Consider the following 21,747-nt stretch of genomic DNA (forward strand, 5'->3'; position numbering starts at 1 on the left):
CAGTGTGCCTGGCCTCGCGGGCGGTGGTGGCGGGGCGGGACGGCGCCGCCGGACGAGGTCGCGGCCATCACGGATGCCCTTCATCGCGCCGTCCGACGCCCGGATCCGGCCTGGCCATGGCGGGCAGGGCGGGCAGCGGGGCGGAGGGGCCGATCGGGCGCTGCGCGAGGCGGACCATCAGGCGGTCCACCTCGATGAAGTGACGCTCCCAGCTCGGCGGCTTCCAGGCGGCGAGGCGGCCGAGCTGCGCGCGGCGCCCAGTGCTGTCGGCCCGGGCATAGTCGAGCACGGCGCCGCGCCAGGCGCTGCCATCCAGCGGATCCAGGTAGTCCGGCACCGCGCCGCCCACTTCCCGCAGCGCGGCGAGGTCGGAGGCGATGGCCGGGACGCCGAGGGCGAGGGCTTCCGCCAGCGGCAGGCCGAAGCCCTCCGCGAAGGAGGGGAAGAGCAGGGCGCGCGCGCCGCGCAGCAGGGAGGCGACTTCCCGGTCCGGCAGCGGCCCGGCTTCCCGCACCAGGCCATCCAGGGCGCTGCAGCGCTCCAGCATGTCCAGCACGTTCTCGTTCTCCCACCCGCGGCGGCCGACGACGACCAGGCGGGGCGCGGCGGCCCCATGGGTGCCGGCCAGCTGGCGCCACAGATTCAGCAGCAGCAGGTGGTTCTTGCGCGGCTCGATGGTGCCGAGCACGACGAAGTAGGGGCGCAGCGCCACCGGCGGCGCCTCCACCATCGGCGGCGTGACGCCGAGCGGCGCCACCGCGACCTGGGGCGGGGAGGGGCGGGCGCTCAGCCAGGGCGTCAACTCCGCGGCCGTGGCCGCCGAATTCACGATGATGGCGTCCGCCAGGGCGGCGGTGGTGACGATGCGGCGGCGATGCTTCTCGGCATGTCCGGCGCGGGCGAATTCGGGATGGTGCAGGGGGATCAGGTCATGGATCAGCGGCACGAACTGGCAGCCCTGCCGCCGCAGCGCGGCGATCCGGGCCGGGCGTTCCAGGGCGCGGTGCGACACCAGCAGGAAGGATTTGGGGCCGGGCTTGCGCAGCGCTTCCACCAGCGCGCCGCGGCCGAAGGGCAGCGCCAGCCGCGCACGCCGGGCGGCGCCCGTCGCGATGCGCGTGCCGCTCTCCCACGCCTCCTCCAGCGCCGTCACCAGTTCACGGACGAGCGAGGCGGGCAGGGCGGAGAAGCCGAGGAGCGGAACTTCCGCGACGAATGTGCATTCCGTTGGCGACAGATTGGCCCAGTGACGGGCGTAGGCCAGCTCGACCCGGTCGATCCCGGAGGGTGCCGTGCGATGCGCGACGCTCAGCAACCGGGAGATGTCGAGGAACACATGCATCCTAGCGCGCTCCTCGCCAGGAATGCGCCCACCACCCGAAGATATTCGCCTGATGGCGGGCCAAACGTCTGATCTCCTTGGCAAGGATGTCAATCATCTAGCGAATGACGCTTTCCCGCGGCACACATTTGTGTGTGAATGTGTGCGGTGCGTCAATCTCTTTTTTTCAACGAAAGTGAAACTTTCGCGCGACACGTGTGCTGGTCGCGCAGGGGTTGCCGGACCGTCGGCCCGGCTGCACCTGCTGGCTCGCTTTATCGCGGTTGTCGATGACAAACCTGCAAACGGCGGCGCTCAATCCTGGTCGGGGCGGATCACGTTCGTGTCAAGGCCGAGGACCAGCACGTCGCGCATCGTCTCCGCGCTTTTGCGCCGGATGTCGTCCCACGCATGCGGCGTGTGGAAGGCGCTGTGAGGCGTGATGACGACGCGGCCCTTCAGCCAATCCTCCTTCGCCCGGTAGGCGGCGAGCAGGCCCGGCACCGGGTCCACCGGCGGCTCCACCGGGATCACGTCGAGCCCCGCGCCGGCGACGTGATCGGATCGCAGCGCCGCCTCCAGCGCGTTGATGTCGAGGCTGGTGCCGCGGGCGGTGTTCACCACCACGGCGCCCTGCGGCAGCCAGGCCAGTTCCTTCGCGCCGATCATGCCGCGCGTGGTGCGGGTATCCGGCACATGGATGGAGAGGATGTCGGCGCCGCGCATCAACTCCTCCAGCGTCCGCGCCCGTTCGATGCCGAGCGCGCGGTCCACGCCGTTCGGGAGGTAGGGGTCGAAGAAGCGGACCTTGAAGCCGAAGGCCTTGGCGCGCAGCGCGACCGCGGTGCCGATGCGGCCGAGGCCCACGATGCCGAAGCGCTGTTCCTGCGCGCGCTTGATCAGCGGGCTGTCCACGTAGCGCCAGGCGGCGGGCGGCGATTCGCGCTGCAGGTCATGGTGCAGGATCACGCCGCGCGTCAGCGACAGCACCAGCGACATGGCGTGGTCCGCCACTTCCATCGTGCCGTAGTCCGGCACGTTGCAGACGGTGATGCCGCGCGCCGCGCAGGCCGCGCGGTCCAGCCGGTCATAGCCCACCCCCATGCGCACCACGACCTTGAGCTTCGGGAAGCGCGCGATGTGCTGCGGGCGCAGCCAGTGGCGGAAGATCAGCAGGCCATCGACGCGGGCGCAGAGTTCGTCCGGCAGCATGTCGAGCGATTCGGTGTGGGGCGCGCCGCCATGCAGCACGTCCACGGCCGGGCCGAGGATCTCCTGCTCCAGGATGGTGTCGGGATACATGCCCTCAGGCTCGAGGACGGTCAGCTGCGCCACGCGATGCACTCCCCCTGCGCCGGTTCCGACCGGCTGGAGGCGGCACCATCACCGGTTGTCCGCCCCATCGCAACGGGGGGTGGGGGAGGGCAGCCATGCAGGTGGCGGGACGGCCTGAACGACGAAGCCGCCGGGATGGCCATCCCGGCGGCTTCGATCAGTCGGCGTCCCGGGTGGGACGGGTCAGCGGCGCCACCAGCCGCGCTTGCGCGGCAGGTCGGCTTCCGTGCCCTCGCCCAGCACGATGGGCGCGATCGGCGGCGCGGCCACCACCTCCGGCACCGCCGGCTTGGCAGGCTCCGCGGCTGCTTCAGGGGCGGCGGGTTCCGGGGCCGGCGGGGGTGCAGGCTCCGCGGCGGCTTCCGGCGCGGCCGGGGTGAAGCTGGCTTCGGCCGTGGCGCTGAAGCTGGCCTCGACCGTGGCGGCAGGCTCGGCGGCAGGGGCTTCCGCGGCCGGTGCGGGCGCAGCCGGGGCTTCCGTCGCCTGCGCCACCGGTGCTTCGGCGGCCGGTGCTTCGGCGGCCGGCGCTTCCGCCACGGCGGGCGCGGCCTCGGCGGCGGCTTCCACCGGTGCGGCGGCGGCCAGGCGGCGGGTGGTCACGGCGCGGGCCGCAGCTTCCTCCGCGGCTTCCATGGCGGAGAAGATGTCGTCCATGTGGCCGGCGAAGGGATCTGCCGGCGTCGGCGCGCGGCGTGGCGGCGGCGCGGCGGCGACCGGGGCTTCCTCGCCCTGCGCCTCCTCGCCCTCGCGCCGGCGGCGGCCACCGCGGCGGCCGCGGCGGCGGCGCGCCGCGCCTTCCTCCTCCGTGGCTTCGACGGGCGCGACCTCGCCCTCGGCCTCCGGGGCCTCGACCCCTGGCGCCTCGACCTCGGCGGGGGGCTCGGCCGGCGCGGCGGCGTTCACCTCGGGCTCGTCGCCCTCCTCGCCCTCATCCTCGGCGCCGCTACCCTCCAGCCCGGTGTCGCCACCGGCCTCGGGGCGCCCTTCCATGCCCTCGCGCCGGCCACCACGGCGGCGGCGGCGGCGGCGACGGCGCTGGCCCTCGGCGGTCGCATCGCCCTCGGCCTCCGGCGCACCCTCACGCGGCGCGCGAGGCTCGGCGGGCTCCCCACGGGGCTCGCGCGGCTCCCGCGCCTGGCGGGGTTCGCGCTGGTCGCGCTGCTCGCGCTGGCGGGGCGGCGGGGTCTCCTCGACCTCCTCCTCCAGCACATCGACATCGGGCTCCACCGGCTCCGGCGCGTAGTCCATGCGCAGCGCGCTCGGGCGTTCGGCGATCGCGTCGGGGTTCTGGGGGCGGGTCCGCTCGATCCGCAGCGCGGGCGGGATCAGCGTGTCGTCCGGCTGCACCAGCACGGACATCGCGTATTTCTGCTCGATCTGGCTCAGCCGCTCGCGCTTGCGGTTGAGCAGCCAGAGCATGACCGGCGTCGCGACATGCACGATGATCTCGGCGGCGCGGCGCTTGGCGCCCTCCTCCTCGATCGCGCGCAGGACCTGGAGGCCGCTGCTCTCCACGCCGCGGACCAGGCCGCGGCCCTGGCAATGCGGGCAGGCGACATAGGCGTGTTCGACGACGCTGGGGCGCAGCCGCTGGCGCGACATCTCCAGCAGGCCGAAATGGCTGATCCGGCCGACCTGGATGCGCGCGCGGTCCTGCTTCAGCGCTTCCTTCAGGCGGCGTTCCACCATCCCGTCATGCTTGTTCGACTCCATGTCGATGAAGTCGATGACGATGAGGCCCGCCAGGTCCCGCAGCCTGAGCTGGCGCGCGACCTCGTCGGCCGCCTCCAGGTTGGTGCGGAGCGCCGTGTCCTCGATGTGCCGGTCGCGCGTGGCGCGGCCGGAGTTCACGTCGATGGCGACCAGCGCCTCGGTCTGGTTGATGACGATGTAGCCGCCGGACTTCAGCTGGACCGTCGGGCTGTGCATCGCATCGAGCTGTGCATCGACGCCGTGGCGGGCAAACAGCGGCACGCCGTCCCGCACCGGGCGGACCTTGCTGGCATGGGCCGGCATCAGCATGCGCATGAATTCGCGCGCATCGTTGTAGGCGTCCTCGCCATCCACCAGCACTTCCTCGACGTCCTTGCCGTAGACGTCGCGGATGGAGCGCTTGATGAGGTCCGCCTCCTCATAGATCAGGGCGGGGGCGGAGCTCGCGAAGGTGCGTTCCCGGATGCCGTCCCAGAGCCGGAGCAGGTATTCGCAATCCCGCTTGATCTCGGGCTTCGGGCGGGCGGCGCCGGCGGTGCGGACGATGAGGGACATGCCCTGGGGCAGGCCCTGCTCGTCGATGATCTCCCGCAGCCGCTTGCGGTCCGCCGCCGAGGTGATCTTGCGGGAGACGCCGCCGCCGCGGGGCGAGTTCGGCATCAGGACCGAGAAGCGGCCGGCGAGCGAGATGTAGGTGGTGAGCGCGGCGCCCTTCGAGCCCCGCTCCTCCTTCACCACCTGCACCAGCATGATCTGCCGGCGCTTGATGACTTCCTGGATCTTGTAGTGGCGCAGGAAGCGGGGCGGGATGCGGCGTTCGCGCGCGTCATCCTCCGTCGTGCCGCCGACCGTCTCGGGCGGCGGGGCATCGGCGTTGCCGACGCTCTCGTATTCGTCCTCGCGCCGGTCGTCCTCGCGCCGGTCGTCGTCGCCGCGGTCCTCCTCGGCTGCCGCATCGGCGGCGGCTTCGGCGGCTTCGGCTTCCGCGGTGGCGGCATAGGCCTCGTCGGCCGCGGCCTCGGCGGCTTCCGCAGCCTCGGCGGCGGCCGGCTGCTCGGCCTGCTGGGCCGGGGCGTCGGCGGTGGTGACGTCCGGGGCGCCATCGGCGGGCGCGGCCTCGGCCTGCACCTGCTCGATCCCGATCGCCATGGTGGCTTCCGAGGGGGCTTCCGGCTCGGCGGCCTCGGCCTCAAGCTCCGCCGCCGCGGCGGCCTCGAGCGCGCCGTTCAGCGCCGCATCGATGTCGCGGGCCGCCTCCTCGGCATCCTCGCGTTCCTGCTCCTCCCGCGCCTCGGCCTGCTGCATCTCGATGAGGCGCTGCCGGTCGGCGACGGGGAGCTGGTAGTAGTCGGGGTGGATCTCGCCGAAGGCGAGGAAGCCGTGCCGGTTGCCGCCATATTCGACGAAGGCGGCCTGGAGGCTGGGTTCGACCCGCACGACGCGGGCGAGGTAGATGTTGCCCTTGAGGGGCATCCTGTTGGCCGACTCGATGTCGAAGGCTTCGAGCCGGTTGCCGTCCAGCACCACCACCCGGGTCTCTTCCGGGTGTGATGCATCGATCAGCATGCGCTTGGTCATGGGTGGGGGGACTCCGCACCGCGCTGGCCTGGGGTTCCGCCCAGGGGCCGGCAGCGGCGGCAGGTGGTGGCGGGGCCCGGGAAGCGACGGAAGCGCGGCAGGAAGTGTTCCATGCGGCGGCGATCCGGTCCTCTTCTCGGCGGGTCGGCCCGGGGGCACGACCCTGTTGGGTTCATTGGGAGCGATGCGCCCGGGGGGTGACCCCTGGCAGACCGTTCCCGGCGGGCGCGCCTCGCGCTGCCCCGGAAACCCTTCAATCGGCAGCCCCCTTGAGCTGGTCTCCCGGATGCGGTCCAGGGGACAGCGATCCAGGCGGGGGCGCCGGTTGCAGGCGCAAACGGGCGGGCGGCGTGGGCATGGAACGCATCCCCGCCGAACCAAGCCATCCCGGTACACCAGGGGCCCGCCGACAGGTAAGGATGCGCCGCATGCGCCGCGCCGGCGGGATCGGGGGCCGCGGCACCTGGCAGAACGTGGCGAGGGGCGGCGCCCCTTCACCATGCCAGGACTAAGGCCACCACTGGCGCATCGCCGGCCGCGGTCTGGCGGCGGGATGCGGGCCGGGCGGCCGCGCGAACACAAGGACCCTGCCGGCGGCTGACGCCACCGGGGCGACTCACCATAGGCGGTGCAACCGGGGGCCACAAGGCGCCGCCGCCACAACCGCCGCTTCGGCGGGGCAGCCCACGCCTCGCCGATTCGTGCACCCCGCGCAAACCAGCGGGCAACGGCGGCCCGGCGGCGATCCTGGGCCTCGCCGTTCAACCACCTTCTCAGGAGATGCTGGCAACCACCGGGCCCGGCGTGGCATCATGGGTGTGTTCCGGTGCCGGGGGGCGGCGCCGGCGCAAGCGGGGGACTGCCCGACATCATGCTGGGTCGCCGTGCCTTGGCGAGCCTCGCGCTCGCCTTTGCCGCCCTGCCGCCACCATGGCCGGCCGAGGCCGCCGTGACCGACGCCACCCTGGAGGCATCGGGCAATGGCGCGCGCCTGGTGCTGACCCTGACCGGCGGCACGCGATGGCGCCTGGCCGCGGCGACGCGCCCGAATCGCCTGGTGCTGACCACGCCCGGCTCCCCCTGGCGCGGGCCGGCGAGCCTCGGCGCCGCAGGGCCTGTCCGGCGCGCGATGGCGGATCGCAGCCAGCTGCGGCTCGACCTGCTGCGCCCCGTGGCCCTGAAGCGGGTGGAGGAAAGCCGCGGGCGCCTCATCATCGAACTGGAGCCCACCAGCGCGACCAGCTTCGCCCGGCTGGCCGCCGCCGGGCGGCCGCTGGCGGAAAGCGGCACCGCGACGGCGTCCAACCTCGGGCGGTCGCAACCCGGCACGACACAGGCGCCGCGCAGCCCGGCTCGGGCCGGGCCGCTGCCCCTCGTGGTGCTCGATCCCGGCCATGGCGGGCGCGACCCCGGCACCATCGGCACCCGCGGCACCCAGGAAAAGCGCATCGTCCTGGCGGCGGCGGAGGAACTGAAGAAGGTCCTGGAAGCGGGCGGGCGCTGCCGGGTCGCCATGACCCGCAGCAACGACCGCTTCGTGCCGCTGGGCGACCGCGTCGAATTCGCGCGCCGGCGGCAGGCGACGCTCTTCGTCTCCCTGCACGCGGACAGCGCGCCGGGCGCCCGCGGCGCCTCCGTCTATACGCTCGGCGACAGCTCCGACGCGCTGGCCGGCGCGCTGGCGCGGCGGGAGAACCTGGCGGACCGCGCGGGCGGGCTTCGCCTTCCCTCCGTGTCGCCGGAGGTGCAAGCCATCCTGCTCTCCCTCATGCGGGCCGAAACCCGCGCGGGCAGCGCCCGCATGGCGAGCCTGGTGGTGGAGGAACTGGGCGGGGACGTGCCCCTGCTGCCCAACACCCACCGCCAGGCCGGCTTCGTCGTGCTGAAGGCGCCCGAGATCCCCTCCGTGCTGGTCGAGATGGGCTTCCTCAGCCACCCCGGCGACGAAGCCGCGCTCCGCCGCCCCGACCACCGCGCCAAGGTCGCCCGCGCGCTGGGCCGCGCCATCCATGGCTGGCTGGCACGGGCGGGCACGGCGGAGGCGCTGGCGGCGGGGTAGGGGGGGGCTGTGCGAGTGGCCCCGGAGAGGGGCTGCGCGCCCCTCTCCGGACCTCTCCCCGCCAGGGGCCTCGGGCCCCTGGACCGCGAGGTTTTCATCGGAAGGCGAGAGAGGGGCCCGGAGCGCGCGCATGTTCGGCGCGACCGCGCGGCCCCTCTCCCGCCTTCCGATCAACTCATGGGTTCAAAGGGCCCGCTGGCCCTTTGCGGGGTTGGGGTATCGGGGAAGGGGCGGAGCCTCTTCCCCGGGCAACCGGCACGCCCCTCCTACACCCGCCGCCAACCTCTCCGCCCGTATCCTGCGCTGCACAACTGGCCGTGACGGCGGTGCATGCCCATCTGGTGCGTTGCGCATGTGCCCCTTTGGCTGGGGTGGTGTATGGAGCGCCGCATGGATACCCCTGATCTTCGCGCCGAAGGCCCCATGGTGGGCGGGCGGCCTGCTGCTGCTCCGGAACCCGAGGCGCCGCCGCCGGCCAGGCCGCCGAAGCGGAAGCGTCGCTGGCTGGTCGGCACCATGGGCTTCCTGGTGAAGACGGCGATCGTGCTGGTGGTGGCGGTCGGCCTGGCCGGGGCCGGGGCGGCCTGGTCGCTCTATCGCAATGCCGTGGCGGAGTTGCCGGATTATCGCTGGCTGGCGGATTACCAGCCGCCGCAGATGTCGCGCATCTATGCCGCCGACAGTCGCCTGATGGCGGAGCTGGCGCAGGAGCGGCGGGTCTTCATCCCGATCGAGGCGATTCCCCAGCGCCTGCAGCAGGCCTTCGTTTCGGCCGAGGACCAGCGCTTCTGGACGCATCATGGCGTCGACCCCATCGGCATCGCCCGCACCGTCATGACCAATGTGGAGGCGATCGGCAGCGGCCGGCGCCTGGCGGGCGCTTCCACCATCACGCAGCAGGTCGCCAAGAACATGCTGGTGGGGGCGGAGCGGTCGCTGACGCGCAAGGTGCGGGAGGCGATCCTGGCGCTGCGCATCGAGCAGGCGATGCCGAAGTCCCGCATCCTCGAGATCTACCTGAACGAGATCTTCCTGGGCCAGCAGGCCTATGGCGTGGCGGCGGCGGCGCAGAACTACTTCAACAAATCGCTGGATGAGCTGTCGCTGGCGGAGGTCGCCTTCCTGGCCGCGCTGCCGAAGGCGCCGAACAACTACAACCCGATCCGCTTCCCCGAGGCCGCCAAGGCGCGCCGCGACTGGGTGCTGGAGCGGATGGCCGAGGATGGCGCCATCACGCGGGAGGATGCGGCGCGCGCGCGGGCGGAGCCGCTGGTGCCGCGGCCGCAGCGCCGGCCTGACATGGTCGCCGTCGGCCAGCACTTCACGGAGGAGGTGCGGCGGGAGCTGATCACCCGCTTCGGCCAGGACCAGACGACGATGGGCGGGCTGGTGGTGCGCACCTCGCTCGACCCGGCCCTGCAGGCGGAGGCCGAGAAGGCGCTGCGCAACGGGCTGCTGGACTATGACCGGCGCCGCGGCGGCTGGCGTGGCCCGGTGGCGCAGATTTCCGCCAGCGCGACGGAATGGCTGCCGGCGCTGCAGGCCGTGGCGCGGCCGCCCGGCATCCAGCCGGGCTGGCGCCTGGCGGTGGCGCTGGAGGTGCGGGACCGCGAGGCGCGGCTGGCATGGCTGGAGCGCCCCGATGCGCGCACGGCGCCGCAGCCCCGGACCGGCACCATGTACCTGGAGGATATCGCGACCTGGGCCCGCCCGGTGCGCGATGGCCGGATGGGGCCGGTGCTGCGCCGGATGCAGGAAGCGCTGACGCCTGGCGACGTGGTGATGGTGGAGACGCTGCCGGCCGTGGCCGCGCAGGGCCGCACGCCGGCGCGACCGGAACGCCTGATGCTGCGCCAGCTGCCGGAAGTTGAGGGCGCGGTGGTGGCGCTCGACCCCAATACCGGCCGCGTGTTGGCGATGGTGGGCGGCTTCTCCTTCGAGCGGTCCTGGTTCAACCGGGCGTCCCAGGCGATGCGCCAGCCGGGCTCCTCCTTCAAGCCCTATGTCTTCCTGGCGGGGCTGGAGGCGGGCATCCCGCCGAACCAGCTGCTGCTGGATGCGCCGGTGGAGATCATGACGCCGCAGGGACTGTGGCGGCCGGGCAATTACGGCGGCGGCGCCGCCCAGGGCTGGGTGACGATGCGCAGCGCGCTGGAGCGCAGCCTCAACCTGGTGACCATCCGCCTCGCCCAGCAGGTGGGCATGCCGGCGGTGGCGGATGTGGCGAACCGCTTCGGCGTCATCCCCAACATGCCGCGCGTGCTGGCCATGTCGCTCGGCGCCGGGGAGACGACGGTGCTCCGCCAGGCCGCGGGCTATGCCAGCTTCGTCAATGGCGGCCGCCAGGTGATCCCGACGCTGATCGACAGCGTGCAGGACCGCCATGGAAGGCTCGTCTGGCGCACCGATGCGCGGGAATGCGTGGGCTGCAACAGCGACCCCGGCGCGCAGCCGCCGCGGCTGAACGACACGCGCCGGCAGATCGTGGACCCGGTGACGGCCTTCCAGATGACCAGCCTGCTGCAGGGCGTCGTGCAGCGGGGCACCGGGACCCGGGCGGGGGAGGGGCTGAACCGCCCCGTCGCCGGCAAGACCGGCACGACGGATGACTACAAGGATGCCTGGTTCGTCGGCTTCACGCCGGATCTCGTCGTCGCGGTCTGGGTCGGCTTCGATGAGCCGCGGACGCTGCGGCTGCAGAGCGAGAGCGGCGCGGATGTCACGGGCGGACGGCTGGCGACGCCGATCTTCCGGGACGTGGTGGCGGCGGCGAGCCAGGGCACGCCTGCCATTCCCTTCCGCGCGCCGCCGGGGGTGGCGCTGGTGCGCCTGCAGCTGGACAACGGCCAGACGATCCTGGAGGCCTTCCGCCCGGGCACGGAGAACAGCGCGCGGCCGCCTTCCGACCCCCTGGCGGGGGCTGGCGGGCCGGGGACGGCGGCGGCTGGCCTCGACAGCAATCTGGGCGGGCTCTACTGAACCGCCCATGCGCGCAGACGCCGAGAAGCTGAAGACCGAGATCGCGGAGAGCCTGGCGCTGCTCCGCGCCCATCTGGACTGGGACGCCGCGACGCGGCGGCTCGAGGAGCTGAACGCCCGCTCCGAGGATCCGGACCTCTGGAACAAGGCCGAGGAGGCCCAGGCGGTGATGCGGGAACGCAACCGCCTCGCCGCCCAGATCGAGGGCGTGCTGAAGCTGGAGCGCGACGTCGCCGACGCGGTCGAGCTGATCGAGATGGCGGAGGCCGAGGGCGACGCCGCCATGGCCGATGCCGCGGTCGCCGACATGCGGGGCTACGCCGAGGAGGCGAAGCACCGTGAGATCGAGAGCCTGCTGTCCGGCGAGGCCGATCCCAACGACGCCTATCTGGAAGTGAATGCCGGCGCCGGCGGCACGGAGGCGCAGGACTGGGCCGAGATGCTGCTGCGCATGTACACGCGCTGGGCGGAGCGTCGCGGCTACAAGGTCACGATGACGGAGCAGTCGGAAGGCGAGCAGGCCGGCATCAAGTCCGCCACCATCCAGGTCACCGGCTCCAACGCCTTCGGCTGGCTGAAGACGGAGACAGGCGTGCACCGGCTGGTGCGCATCAGCCCCTTCGACGCCGCGGCGCGCCGGCAGACCAGCTTCGCGAGCATCTACGTCTACCCCGTGATCGACGACAAGATCGAGATCGAGATCAACCCGGCGGACATCAAGACCGACACCTTCCGCGCCTCCGGTGCCGGCGGGCAGCATGTGAACAAGACGGAATCGGGCGTCCGCTTCACGCATATCCCGACCGGCATCGTCGCGGCCTCCACCCAGGACCGCAGCCAGCACCGCAACCGCGTCATCGCCATGGATATGCTGAAGGCGCGGCTCTACGAGCTGGAGCTGCGCAAGCGGGAAGCCATCACGGCGGGGATCGAGGCCGGCAAGACCGATATCGGCTGGGGCCACCAGATCCGGAGCTACGTGCTGCAGCCCTACCAGATGGTGAAGGATTTGCGGACGGGCGTGGAGAAGGGCAACCCGGACGCGGTGCTGGACGGGGAGATCGACGAGTTCATGGCGGCCGCGCTGGCGCAGCGCGTCGGCGCCACGCGATCGGACGCCAGCGCCAAGGCGGACTAAACTGGGATAAACTGGGATAAACTTGACCTAAATCCATAACTTTCCTCTAATCGAGGGATGGATCCGCGGCGTAATCCCTATGTCCCGACTGCTGGTGCGCAGCCGCCCGAGCTTGCCGGACGATCGTCTTTCCTGATCCAGGCGGAGATCGCTTTGGATCGGGCCCTGGCAGGCCGCTATGCGAAATCGTTCATCGCGGTCGGCCTGCGTGGCGTCGGCAAGACAGTGCTGCTCAATCGAGTGGCCGAACTTGCCGAGCGGCGGTCATTTCGCTTCGCAATGATCGAGGCGCATGAAGATAAGCGCCTCGCAGCACTGTTGGCGCCTCAACTGCGGCGCATGACACTGGAGCTGAGCCGGCTTGGGCCGCTGACGGGTCCGATGAAGCGCCTCGGCGGGGTGCTGAAGAGCTTCGTCTCCTCCGTCAAGGTTACGGTCGGCGACATTGAACTCGGCATCGAGGTGCCACCAGAGACAGGGAGCGCCGATAGCGGCGACCTGGAGGCGGATCTGCCGGAGTTGTTCCTGGCGCTCGGAAAGGCAGCGCAGGACCGAGGCAGCGGGATCGCCGTCATCATCGACGAACTGCAATACATGGAGGAGCGTGAGCTGAGCGCCCTGATCATGGCGTTGCATCGCACGTCCCAGTCCAGCCTTCCTGTTGTGCTAGTGGCGGCTGGTCTGCCGCAGCTGGTCGGAAAGATCGGCAAGTCGAAGAGCTACGCGGAACGCCTGTTTGATTTTCCGCCGATTGGGCCCCTCGATCCGCCCGACGCTGAACGGGCACTGGCCGAACCCGCGCGAGAGCAAGGGGTCGACTACACCGAGGAGGCGCTGGCTCGCATCCTGGCGCTGACAAAGGGTTATCCCTACTTCCTGCAGGAATGGGGGTCCCAGGCGTGGAATGCTGCGCAGGCTTCGCCCATTACGGCCACCGTTGTCGACCGAGCGACAGAGCAAGCGATCGAGAGCCTGGATAGGAGCTTCTTTCGAGTCCGCCTGGATCGCCTGACGCCGGTGCAGAAGCGCTACATGCGAGCCATGGCTGAACTGGGGCCTGGGCCGCACCGGTCAGGCGATATCGCCTCCATGCTGGGCCGCAAAGTCACAGCCGTGGGGCCGCTCCGAGGCGAATTGATTGCGAAGGGCATGATCTACAGCCCGAGCCATGGCGACACAGCCTTCACCGTCCCCCTGTTCGACGAGTTCATGCGCCGTGCCATGCCCTTTGAGCCGGGCTGACGCCGCCGCGCTGGTCGAAGCGGCGCGGGTGCTGGATGCGGCGGGGTTCATGCCGCAGAAATCGGGGAACCTGTCGCTGCGCGATGGGGACGGGTTCCTGATCACCCCCTCCGGCCTGCCCTATGCCGCGATGACCGCGGATGACCTGGTGCGCTGCGGGCGGGATGGCGCGGTGCGGGGCAGCGGGCGGCCCTCCTCCGAATGGCGGCTGCATGCGGCGATCTACCGGGCGCGGCCCGATGCGATGGCGGTGGTGCATACGCACAGCCCGATGGCGACCGCGCTGTCCTGCGCGCGTCATCCGATCCCGCCGATCCACTACATGGTGACTCTGGCCGGCGAGAGCGGGCGGCGCGGCATTCCCTGCGCCGCGCATGCCACCTTCGGGACGGAGGCGCTGGCGCAATCGGCCGTGGTGGCGCTCGGGGCGGGGCTGCGGGCGACGCTGCTGGCCAATCACGGTGTGGTCGCGCTGGGGGCGACGCTGGCCGGGGCGGTGGCGCTGGTGCGGGAGGTGGAGAACCTGGCCGCCCAATATCTCGCGCTGCGGGCGGCTCGCATCGACCCGGTGCTGCTCTCCGAGGCCGAGCTGGCGGAGGCTGCGGCGATGCTGGGCGATTACGGGCGGCCGGTGTGACGCTGGCCTGGCAGCCGGCGCCCGCCCGGCTGGAGGAGGGCGTTCGGCTCTACGCCATCGGCGACGTGCACGGGATGGCCGGCAGGCTGGCGGCGCTGCATGGGCAGGTGGCCGAGGACCTGGCATCGCGTCCGGTGGCGCGGGCGGTGGTGGTGCATCTCGGCGACTATGTGGACAAGGCGGGCGACCCGGCGGCGGCGCTGGAACTGGTCACGCGATTCCGGCCGCCAGGCGCCGAAGTGGTCAATCTGCTGGGCAACCACGAGGCGATGATGCGGGACGCGCTGGCGGGTGACCGCGCGGCGGTGGATGACTGGCTCTGGTGCGGCGGGCGGGCGACCCTGGCGAGCTACGGCCTGGCGCCGGAGGCCGGGCCCGCAGCCTGGGCAGTCGCGATCCCCGAAGCCCACCAGGCCCTGCTGCGGGATGGCCTGGCGCTGAGCCACCGGGAGGGGCCGTACTTCCTTGTCCACGCCGGCATCCGGCCTGGCGTGGCGCTGGAGGCGCAGTCGGCGGATGACCTGCTGACCATCCGCGGCCCCTTCCTGCACCACGAGGGGATGCACCCCGCCGTGATCGTCCATGGCCACACCGCGCGGCTGGCGCCCGAGATCCGTGCCAACCGCATCAACCTCGACACCGCCGCCCATGCCGGTGGCGTGTTGACCTGCGGCGTCCTCGAAAAGGACCGGATCGGGTTCCTCACAGCGTAGCGGGCTGGCCTGCCGCGCTGCGGAGCACGGTCCCGCCCGCCACCCACAGTGCCAGCGCCGCCAGCGCGATGCCGGCCAGGACCAGGAAGGCGGCGCCATAGCCCGCCTGCTGCGCGACCACGCCGCCGATGGTGGAGCTGAGGGAGGCGCCGATGCCCTGCATGGTCATCACCGCCGCCAGCCCCGCCGTGGCGTGCCCGCTGCCATCCAGGATGCGCGCGACGATCCCCGGCACCGCGACGCCGAGCAGCCCGGCGCCGACGCCATCCAGCACCTGCACCGGGATCAGGGCGAGGGGATGATCGATGCTGCCCGCGATCAGCCCGCGGATCGGCAGCGCGGCCAGCGCCAGGATGAAGACAAGGCCATAGCCCCGGCGCACCGCGAGCCAGGCCGCCAGCAGCGCCATCGGGATCATCGTGGCCTGCGCCAGGATCACGGTGGCGGCCGTGTAGGCCGCGGGATCCAGGCCGGTGCCGCGCGCCACCATCGCCTGGCCCAGCAGCGGCAGCATCGCCGCATTGGCCATGTGGAACAGCGCCACCGTCCCCGCCACCAGCAGCAGCGGGCGCGACCCCAGCAGGGCGGGCAGGATGGGCTGGGCCTTCACGCCCGCGGTCGCGCCCCGCGCCGCCTCATGGTCGATGTCGCGCGGCTTGATGAGGGCCACGGCGATGACGGCGGCGATCGCCATGCCCGCCATCAGCACGAAGACCGCGACCAGCCCGAACTGCCAGCCAAGCAGCCCGGCCAGCGCCGCGGCAGTCGCATTGCCCGCGTGGTTGAAGGCCTCGTTCCGGCCGAGCTGCCGTGCATAGCCATGCTGCCGCACCAGGCCGAGGGTGAGGGCCGCGATGCAGGGCGCGACGGCGGCGGCGGCGACGCCCGCGATCATCTGCGCCGCGACGGTGATGGCGAAGACCGGCGCCAGGTAGTTCACCGCGCAGGCCAGCACGATCAGCACGCAGGCGATGGCCAGCAGCGCGCGCTTGTGGCGGGTGGAGTCGACCAGCAGGCCGATCGGCGTCGCTGCCGCCATGCCGGCCGCGCCGCCGAGGCTCATGGCGATGCCGATGGAAGCCGGCGACCAGCCCTGCTGCTGGAGGAAGACGCCGAGGAAGGGGCCGAGCCCGTCCCGCACATCCGCGATGAAGAAATTCAGCGCATTCAGCGCGGGCAGGGAGGACATGGGCCGGTCGTATCCGCAATGGTCCGGCCTGATCGCGCGGGGTCTGCGTGGGTTCCCGAAACAGCGAAGGCCCCGGGGATCGCTCCCCGAGGCCTTCCATTGCTGCCGGCGAACCGGCTGCTGTCGTCTGGTGACTCGCCTACGCGATGGCGCCGGCGATGATCCAGGCTGCAGTCTCGGTGGACGCCTTGGGGCAATGAGACACTGGATCACCTCCTTTCGGTTGTTGCGGGACAGCCAGGAGGATGGGGTGCCGGGGCGGCGGCTGCAAGGAACGTTTTGCGGCCGCTCAGGGCGACAGGCCGATGGCGCGGAGCCGCAGCCCCAGGGTCTGCCGCGACTTCGCGACTCCGGCGATATGGGCGGGGGCGAGGTCCTGGAACCGGAAGGCGACACGACAGGTGCCCGGCGCGGCCATGGCGGGGAGGCGCGCTTCCGCCACCTGGCGAAGGGGGGTGGCTGCCGCCTCGGTCCAATCGATCAGCGGCGCCTCCTCGATGCCCTCCTGCCACAGGCTCCACCGCATCGGGTTCACGACCGGGCGCTTGGGGCGAACGGGCCTTGGCAGTTCGAGGTCCAGAAGCACCCGGCGTTCCGGACCGGCTTCCATCGGTAGATCGAGCCAGGCTTCCTCCCCTTCGGTCCAGGCGCCATCTTCGTCCGGGACGCCGAAGCCGCTGTCGAGCAGGGCGAGGCCCGGACCCCAGGCTTCGAGTGGCAGCATGCTGCCCGGCCTGATCGGGGGCGGGCCCGGGATCGGATAGTCGAAGGCGCGCTGGAAGTTGCGCGTCCGCCGGGCGACGTCCCCCTGCTGGCCGGGCGTGAGGATCGACGCGAACTTGCCGGGCTGCCCATCCCCGACATGGCCGGGGTGCCAATGCGTCACGCCGTCATGCGAATGGGTGGTCGGGTTGGGGCCGAAGCGGCCTTGCGCCAGCATGTCGTCGATCCGCGCGCGGACCGCGTCCGGCGTCAGGGCATCGAAGACGGACCGGAGCAACGCGGGCGAGGGAGCGAGGCCCAGGAAGGCCGCGATCCGGCCGAGCGTTGCCTGATCGCGGAAGAAGCCGTCCTCGTAGCGGAGCAGGAGGCAGGGGAAGCCCTGCAGCAGGCGCGGCAGCGTCTCCGCCGATTTCTGCACGCGCCGGGAGGCCAGCCCGTAGTCCAGCTGGAAACGCCCGAGCAGGGAGGCGACCGCGTCGCGCGGTTCACGGATGGACAGGATGACGCGTCCACTGGTGCGGGCCAGGAGCCAGCGCATGCCAATGCTGGGTGCGTGGCTCTTCAGGATCATCGGCAGGTCAGGGGCGACATCCTCCGGCAACTGGTCCGGGCTGTCGGCGAATTGGCGGTGGATCGGCCCCCATTCCGCCTCCGCCAGCGCATGCACCGCGTTGTAGAGCCAGGTGGAGGCACTGCCGTACTGGCCGGCGCAGAGGATGAGGCGGGCCGTTCGCTCCACCCCTCAGCCGCCCTTGGCCTGGGCGCGCAGCACATGCTTCTGGATCTTGCCCGTGCTGGTCTTGGGCAGTTCGGCGAAGACCACGTGGCGCGGCACCTTGTAGCCCGCCAGGATGGTCTTGCAGTGCGCGATCAGGTCTTCCGCAGTGGCGGTGGAGCCGGGCTTGAGTTCGATGAAGGCGCAGGGCGTCTCGCCCCATTTCTCGTCCGGCCGCGCGACCACGGCGGCGACGGCCACGGCGGGGTGCTTGTAGAGCGCGTCCTCGACCTCGATGGAGGAGATGTTCTCGCCGCCCGAGATGATGATGTCCTTCGAGCGGTCCTTCAGCTGGATGTAGCCATCGGGGTAGGTGACGGCGAGGTCGCCGGTGTGGAACCAGCCGCCGGCGAAGGCTTTCGCCGTGGCTTCGGCGTCCTTGAGATAGCCCTTCATCACGACATTGCCCTGCATCATCACCTCGCCCATGGAGGTGCCATCGGCGGGCACGCGTGCCATCGTCTCCGGGTCCATGACGCAGAGGCCTTCGAGGGCGATGTAGCGCACGCCCTGGCGGGACATCAGCGCGGCCTGCTCGGCGGCGGGCTGGACGTCCCAGTCGCTGTTCCACTCATTGACCACGGAGGGGCCGTAGCATTCGGTCAGGCCATAGACGTGGCAGACGGCGAAGCCCGCTTCCTTCATCGCGGCCAGCACGGCGGCGGGCGGCGGCGCGCCGGCGACGACGAACTGCACCTGGTGGGGCAGGGGCTTCTTCTCCGCCTCGGGCGTGCCCAGCAGCGTCGCCATGACGATGGGCGCGCCGCACATATGCGTCACGCCCTCCTTCGACATCAGATCCCACATCGCATTGCCGCGCACGGCGCGCAGGCAGACATGCGTGCCGGCCTGCGCCGTGACGGTCCAGGGGAAGCACCAGCCGTTGCAATGGAACATCGGCAGCGTCCAGAGATAGACGGGATGCTTGCCCATGCCGGCGGAGAGCACGTTGCCGACGGCCAGCAGCTGCGCGCCGCGATGGTGATAGACGACGCCCTTCGGCCGGCCCGTGGTGCCAGAGGTGTAGTTGAGGCTGATGGCATCCCATTCATCGCCCGGCATCGGCCAGGCGAAGCCCTCATCGCCGCCGGCGATGAAATCCTCATAGCCGGTGGCGCCATCGAGGCGGTTGGCGCGGGCGGCGTTGGAGGCCTCCGGGTCATCGACCTCGATCACCAGCGGCTTGGCCTGGCATTGCGTCAGCGCCAGGCGCAGCAGGGGGACGAATTCGCGGTCCACCACGACGACCTTCGCCTCCCCATGGTCGAGGCAATAGGCGATGGTTCCGGCATCGAGCCGCGTGTTCAGCGTGTTCAGCACGCCGCCCGTCATCGGCACGCCGTAATGGCATTCCAGCATCTCGGGGATGTTGGGCAGCAGCGCGGCCACGGTGTCACCGCGCCCGATGCCGTGCTGGCGCAGTGCGTCGGCCAGCTTCACGCAGCGCGCGCGAAGCTCCGCATAGCTGCGCCGAACCGCGCCGTGGACGACCGCGGTGTGGCGCGGGAAGACGGCGGCGGCGCGCTCCAGAAACAGCAGCGGCGTCAGCGGCTGATGGTTGGCGGGGACGCGGGGCAGGGCATCGAAATCGGCAGCGGCCATGGGGTCTGTCGGTCCTAGCGATCGCGCCAGACGGGCTGGCGCTTGGAGAGGAAGGCGCCGATGCCTTCGGCGGCATCCTCGGCCATCAGGTTTTCGGTCATCACCGCGGCAGCATGGGCATAGGCGTCCTCCAGCGGAAGCCCACGCTGATGGTGGAAGGCGGCCTTGCCGATGCGCACCGTATGCGCGCTGCGCGACGCGATGCGGGCGGCGAGCGCTTCCGTGGCGGCGGTGAGGTCGGTGGTCGGGACGACGCGGTTCACCAGGCCGATGCGCCGCGCCTCCTCCGCCCCGATCATCTCGCCGGTCAGCAGCATCTCCATCGCGGGCTTGACGGCCACGGCGCGGGAGAGGGCGACGGCGGGGGTGGAGCAGAACAGGCCGATATCGACACCAGGGGTGCAGAAGCGGGCGGCGTCGGAGGCCACGGCCAGGTCGCAGGTCGCGACCAGCTGGCAGCCCGCCGCCGTCGCCACGCCCTGGACCTCCGCGATCACGGGCTGGGGCAGTGCGACGATGGCCTGCATCAGCGTCGCGCAGCGCGTCATGGCGGTGTCGAAGAAACCGCGGCCGCCATCGGGATCGGCGCGATGGGCGGTGATCTCCCGCAGGTCATGGCCGGCGCAGAAGACGGGGCCGGCGGCGGCCAGCACGACGACGCGCACGGAAGCGTCCTCCGCGATGGCGCGCAGCGCATCCAGCACCGCGCCCATCATCGCGAAGGACAGGCTGTTGCGGGATTCCGGCTTGTTCAGCGTGAGGCGCGTGATGCCCGCCGCGCTGTCCTGCCGCAGCAGCGGGGGCGTGGTGCCGTCCGGCATGGCTATTTCTCCGCCTGCTTCAGCACATCGGCGATCTCGTCCAGGATCAGCGGATCGTCGATGGTGGGGGGCACGGTATAGGTTTCGGCATCCGCGATCTTGCGGATGGTGGCGCGCAGGATCTTGCCGGAACGGGTCTTGGGCAGGCGCTGCACCACGCGCGCCTCCCGGAAGGCGGCGACGGGGCCGATGCGGTCGCGCACCATGGCGACGAGTTCCTTCGCGATCTCGGGCTCCTGCTTCGTCGTCCCGGCCTTCAGCACGACCAGGCCGAGCGGCGCCTGGCCCTTCAGCGAATCCTTCACCCCGACCACGGCGCATTCCGCGACATCGGGGTGGGCGGCCAGCACCTCCTCCATCGCGCCGGTGGACAGGCGGTGGCCCGCGACATTGATGATGTCGTCCGTGCGGGACATGACCCAGACATAGCCATCCTCATCCACCATCCCGGCATCGGAGGTGTTGTAGTAGCCCGGAAAGGCCTCGAGATAGGCTTCACGGAAGCGCGCATCGGCGTGCCACAGCGTCGGCAGGTTGGAGGGCGGCAGCGGCAACTTCACCGCCAGCGTGCCGATCTGCCCGCGCGGCACCTCCTGCCCCGCCTCGTCCAGCGCGCGCAGGTCATAGCCGGGGGCCGGCTTGCCGCCGGAGCCCGGCCGGTTCGGGAAGAGGCCGAAGCCGCGGAAATTGCCGCTGATGCTCCAACCCGTCTCGGTCTGCCACCAATGGTCGATGACGGGTTTGCCGAGCAGGGCCGCGGACCATTCGGCGGTCGGCGGATCGCAGCGCTCACCGGCCAGGAACAGGGCTTCCAGCGCGGAGAGGTCGTAGCGCGCCAGCAGCGCGCCTTCCGGATCCTCCTTGCGGATGGCGCGGATGGCGGTGGGGGCGGTGAAGAGCACCTTCACCCGGTGCTCGGCCGCGACGCGCCAGAAGGCGCCGGCATCGGGCGTCCCGACGGGCTTGCCCTCGTACATCACGGTCGTGCAGCCCGCGAGGAGGGGCGCATAGACGATGTAGGAATGGCCGACGACCCAGCCGACATCGCTGGCCGTCCACATGACGTCCCCGGCCTTCAGCCCGTAGAGCATGGACATCGAGTTCATGAGGGCCACCGCGTGGCCGCCATTGTCGCGCACGATGCCCTTGGGCTTCCCCGTCGTGCCGGAGGTGTAGAGGATGTAGAGCGGATCCGTCGCCGCGACATCCGTGCAGGGCGCGGGGGAGGCCGCGGCCTCCGCTTCCAGGAGATCGACGTCGCGCCCCGGCGTCAGCTCGCAGGGGTGTTCGGGGCGCTGCAGGATCAGGCAGTGATCCGGCTTGTGCGGCGACAGCGCGATGGCGGCGTCGAGCAGCGGCTTGTATTTCACCAGCCGCCCCGGCTCCAGCCCGCAGGAGGCGGAGATGATCGCCTTGGGCTGCGCATCGGCGATGCGGGCCGAGAGTTCCGCGGCCGCGAAGCCACCGAAGACGACGGAATGAATGGCGCCGATCCGCGCGCAGGCCAGCATCGCGATGGCGGCTTCGGGGACCATCGGCATGTAGATGATGACGCGGTCGCCGGCCGCGACGCCGCGCGCCGCCAGCGCGCCGGCGGTTTTCGCGACACGGTCGAGCAACTCGGCATAGGTGAAGCGGGCGGCTCGCCCGGTGATGGGGCTGTCCCAGATCAGCGCGGGCTGCGCGCCGCGGCCGGCCGCCACGTGCCGGTCCAGCGCATTGTGGCAGGTGTTCAGCCGGGCATCGGGAAACCAGCGGCCATAGACGCCGGCCGCGGCGTCGAAGATCCGCGTCGGCGGCACGGCCCAGTCGATCGCCCGTGCGGCGTCGCGCCAGAAGCCTTCGGGGTCGGCGCGCCAGGCGCCGTAGGCCTCGTCGTAGCGGCTGGTCGCGGTGCTGCCGTCCATGGCTGCCGTCCCCTC

The 21,747-nt window shown here is 71.6% G+C and carries 14 protein-coding genes; 6 read left to right on the plus strand and 8 right to left on the minus strand.

Translation table 11 applies throughout. From position 1 onward, the window contains the following. Positions 1–67 precede the first annotated feature (67 nt). From G3576_RS15485 to G3576_RS15495, 3 genes are all read right to left on the minus strand, one after another. Positions 68–1,342, minus strand: a complete 1,275-nt coding sequence (locus G3576_RS15485; protein ID WP_164695310.1) for a glycosyltransferase family 4 protein — start codon at positions 1,340–1,342, stop codon at positions 68–70. 294 nt (positions 1,343–1,636) lie between these two features. After that, on the minus strand, positions 1,637–2,656 hold the full coding sequence (locus G3576_RS15490) for a C-terminal binding protein (protein ID WP_328729187.1): 1,020 nt from the start codon (positions 2,654–2,656) through the stop codon (positions 1,637–1,639). Positions 2,657–2,839: 183 nt separating this feature from the next. Continuing rightward, positions 2,840–5,947 (minus strand): Rne/Rng family ribonuclease, encoded by a 3,108-nt coding sequence (locus G3576_RS15495; RefSeq protein WP_164695311.1) that lies wholly within the window; start codon positions 5,945–5,947, stop codon positions 2,840–2,842. Between the two features lie 871 nt (positions 5,948–6,818). Between G3576_RS15495 and G3576_RS15500 the strand changes: the two genes are divergently transcribed. The 6 genes from G3576_RS15500 (at position 6,819) to G3576_RS15525 (ending at position 14,715) form a co-directional block, all read left to right on the plus strand. Next, positions 6,819–8,006 carry an N-acetylmuramoyl-L-alanine amidase family protein gene (locus tag G3576_RS15500; RefSeq protein ID WP_164695312.1) on the plus strand — a complete coding sequence of 396 codons (1,188 nt, stop codon included), beginning with the start codon at positions 6,819–6,821 and terminating at the stop codon, positions 8,004–8,006. 390 nt (positions 8,007–8,396) lie between these two features. Then, on the plus strand, positions 8,397–10,985 hold the full coding sequence (locus G3576_RS15505; protein ID WP_235951958.1) for a penicillin-binding protein 1A: 2,589 nt from the start codon (positions 8,397–8,399) through the stop codon (positions 10,983–10,985). 7 nt (positions 10,986–10,992) lie between these two features. Beyond that, the gene (gene prfB, locus G3576_RS15510) at positions 10,993–12,123 is read left to right on the plus strand and encodes a peptide chain release factor 2 (protein WP_164695313.1); all 1,131 of its coding nucleotides are present in this window, start codon (positions 10,993–10,995) and stop codon (positions 12,121–12,123) included. Positions 12,124–12,180: 57 nt separating this feature from the next. Next, a complete protein-coding gene (locus G3576_RS15515; protein WP_164695314.1) occupies positions 12,181–13,365 on the plus strand; it encodes an AAA family ATPase in 1,185 nt (394 codons plus the stop codon). Then, a complete protein-coding gene (locus G3576_RS15520) occupies positions 13,352–14,002 on the plus strand; it encodes a class II aldolase/adducin family protein (protein WP_235951960.1) in 651 nt (216 codons plus the stop codon). Before G3576_RS15515 ends, G3576_RS15520 begins: the two co-directional genes overlap by 14 nt. After that, a complete protein-coding gene (locus G3576_RS15525; RefSeq protein ID WP_328729190.1) occupies positions 13,999–14,715 on the plus strand; it encodes a metallophosphoesterase in 717 nt (238 codons plus the stop codon). The genes G3576_RS15520 and G3576_RS15525 overlap by 4 nt, the downstream gene beginning before the upstream one ends. Here G3576_RS15525 and G3576_RS15530 read toward each other — a convergent pair. The 5 genes from G3576_RS15530 to G3576_RS15550 all read right to left on the minus strand — a co-directional run bounded on the left by G3576_RS15530 (position 14,705) and on the right by G3576_RS15550 (position 21,732). Next, complete coding sequence (locus G3576_RS15530; RefSeq protein ID WP_164695316.1) at positions 14,705–15,904, minus strand: MFS transporter; 1,200 nt, start codon at positions 15,902–15,904, stop codon at positions 14,705–14,707. The genes G3576_RS15525 and G3576_RS15530 overlap by 11 nt on opposite strands. Positions 15,905–16,193: 289 nt before the next feature. After that, positions 16,194–17,366 (minus strand): hypothetical protein, encoded by a 1,173-nt coding sequence (locus G3576_RS15535; protein WP_164695317.1) that lies wholly within the window; start codon positions 17,364–17,366, stop codon positions 16,194–16,196. Positions 17,367–17,369: 3 nt separating this feature from the next. Then, positions 17,370–19,004 carry an acyl-CoA synthetase gene (locus tag G3576_RS15540; protein WP_164695318.1) on the minus strand — a complete coding sequence of 545 codons (1,635 nt, stop codon included), beginning with the start codon at positions 19,002–19,004 and terminating at the stop codon, positions 17,370–17,372. A 14-nt stretch (positions 19,005–19,018) separates the two neighbouring features. Then, on the minus strand, positions 19,019–19,825 hold the full coding sequence (locus G3576_RS15545) for an enoyl-CoA hydratase (protein WP_164695319.1): 807 nt from the start codon (positions 19,823–19,825) through the stop codon (positions 19,019–19,021). Between the two features lie 2 nt (positions 19,826–19,827). Continuing rightward, the gene (locus G3576_RS15550) at positions 19,828–21,732 is read right to left on the minus strand and encodes a propionyl-CoA synthetase (protein WP_164695320.1); all 1,905 of its coding nucleotides are present in this window, start codon (positions 21,730–21,732) and stop codon (positions 19,828–19,830) included. Positions 21,733–21,747 lie beyond the last annotated feature (15 nt).

It is taken from the genome of Falsiroseomonas algicola (assembly GCF_011040385.1).
Taxonomy (GTDB): domain Bacteria; phylum Pseudomonadota; class Alphaproteobacteria; order Acetobacterales; family Acetobacteraceae; genus Falsiroseomonas; species Falsiroseomonas algicola.

What these genes read in the sequence shown, in the direction of transcription:
- G3576_RS15485 (WP_164695310.1), bottom strand. Translation starts at nt 1,342, where the DNA reads ATGCATGTGTTCCTCGACATCTCCCGGTTGCTGAGCGTCGCGCATCGC.
- G3576_RS15495 (WP_164695311.1), bottom strand. Translation starts at nt 5,947, where the DNA reads ATGACCAAGCGCATGCTGATCGATGCATCACACCCGGAAGAGACCCGG.
- G3576_RS15500 (WP_164695312.1), top strand. Translation starts at nt 6,819, where the DNA reads ATGCTGGGTCGCCGTGCCTTGGCGAGCCTCGCGCTCGCCTTTGCCGCC.
- G3576_RS15505 (WP_235951958.1), top strand. Translation starts at nt 8,397, where the DNA reads ATGGATACCCCTGATCTTCGCGCCGAAGGCCCCATGGTGGGCGGGCGG.
- prfB (WP_164695313.1), top strand. Translation starts at nt 10,993, where the DNA reads ATGCGCGCAGACGCCGAGAAGCTGAAGACCGAGATCGCGGAGAGCCTG.
- G3576_RS15515 (WP_164695314.1), top strand. Translation starts at nt 12,181, where the DNA reads ATGGATCCGCGGCGTAATCCCTATGTCCCGACTGCTGGTGCGCAGCCG.
- G3576_RS15530 (WP_164695316.1), bottom strand. Translation starts at nt 15,904, where the DNA reads ATGTCCTCCCTGCCCGCGCTGAATGCGCTGAATTTCTTCATCGCGGAT.
- G3576_RS15540 (WP_164695318.1), bottom strand. Translation starts at nt 19,004, where the DNA reads ATGGCCGCTGCCGATTTCGATGCCCTGCCCCGCGTCCCCGCCAACCAT.
- G3576_RS15545 (WP_164695319.1), bottom strand. Translation starts at nt 19,825, where the DNA reads ATGCCGGACGGCACCACGCCCCCGCTGCTGCGGCAGGACAGCGCGGCG.
- G3576_RS15550 (WP_164695320.1), bottom strand. Translation starts at nt 21,732, where the DNA reads ATGGACGGCAGCACCGCGACCAGCCGCTACGACGAGGCCTACGGCGCC.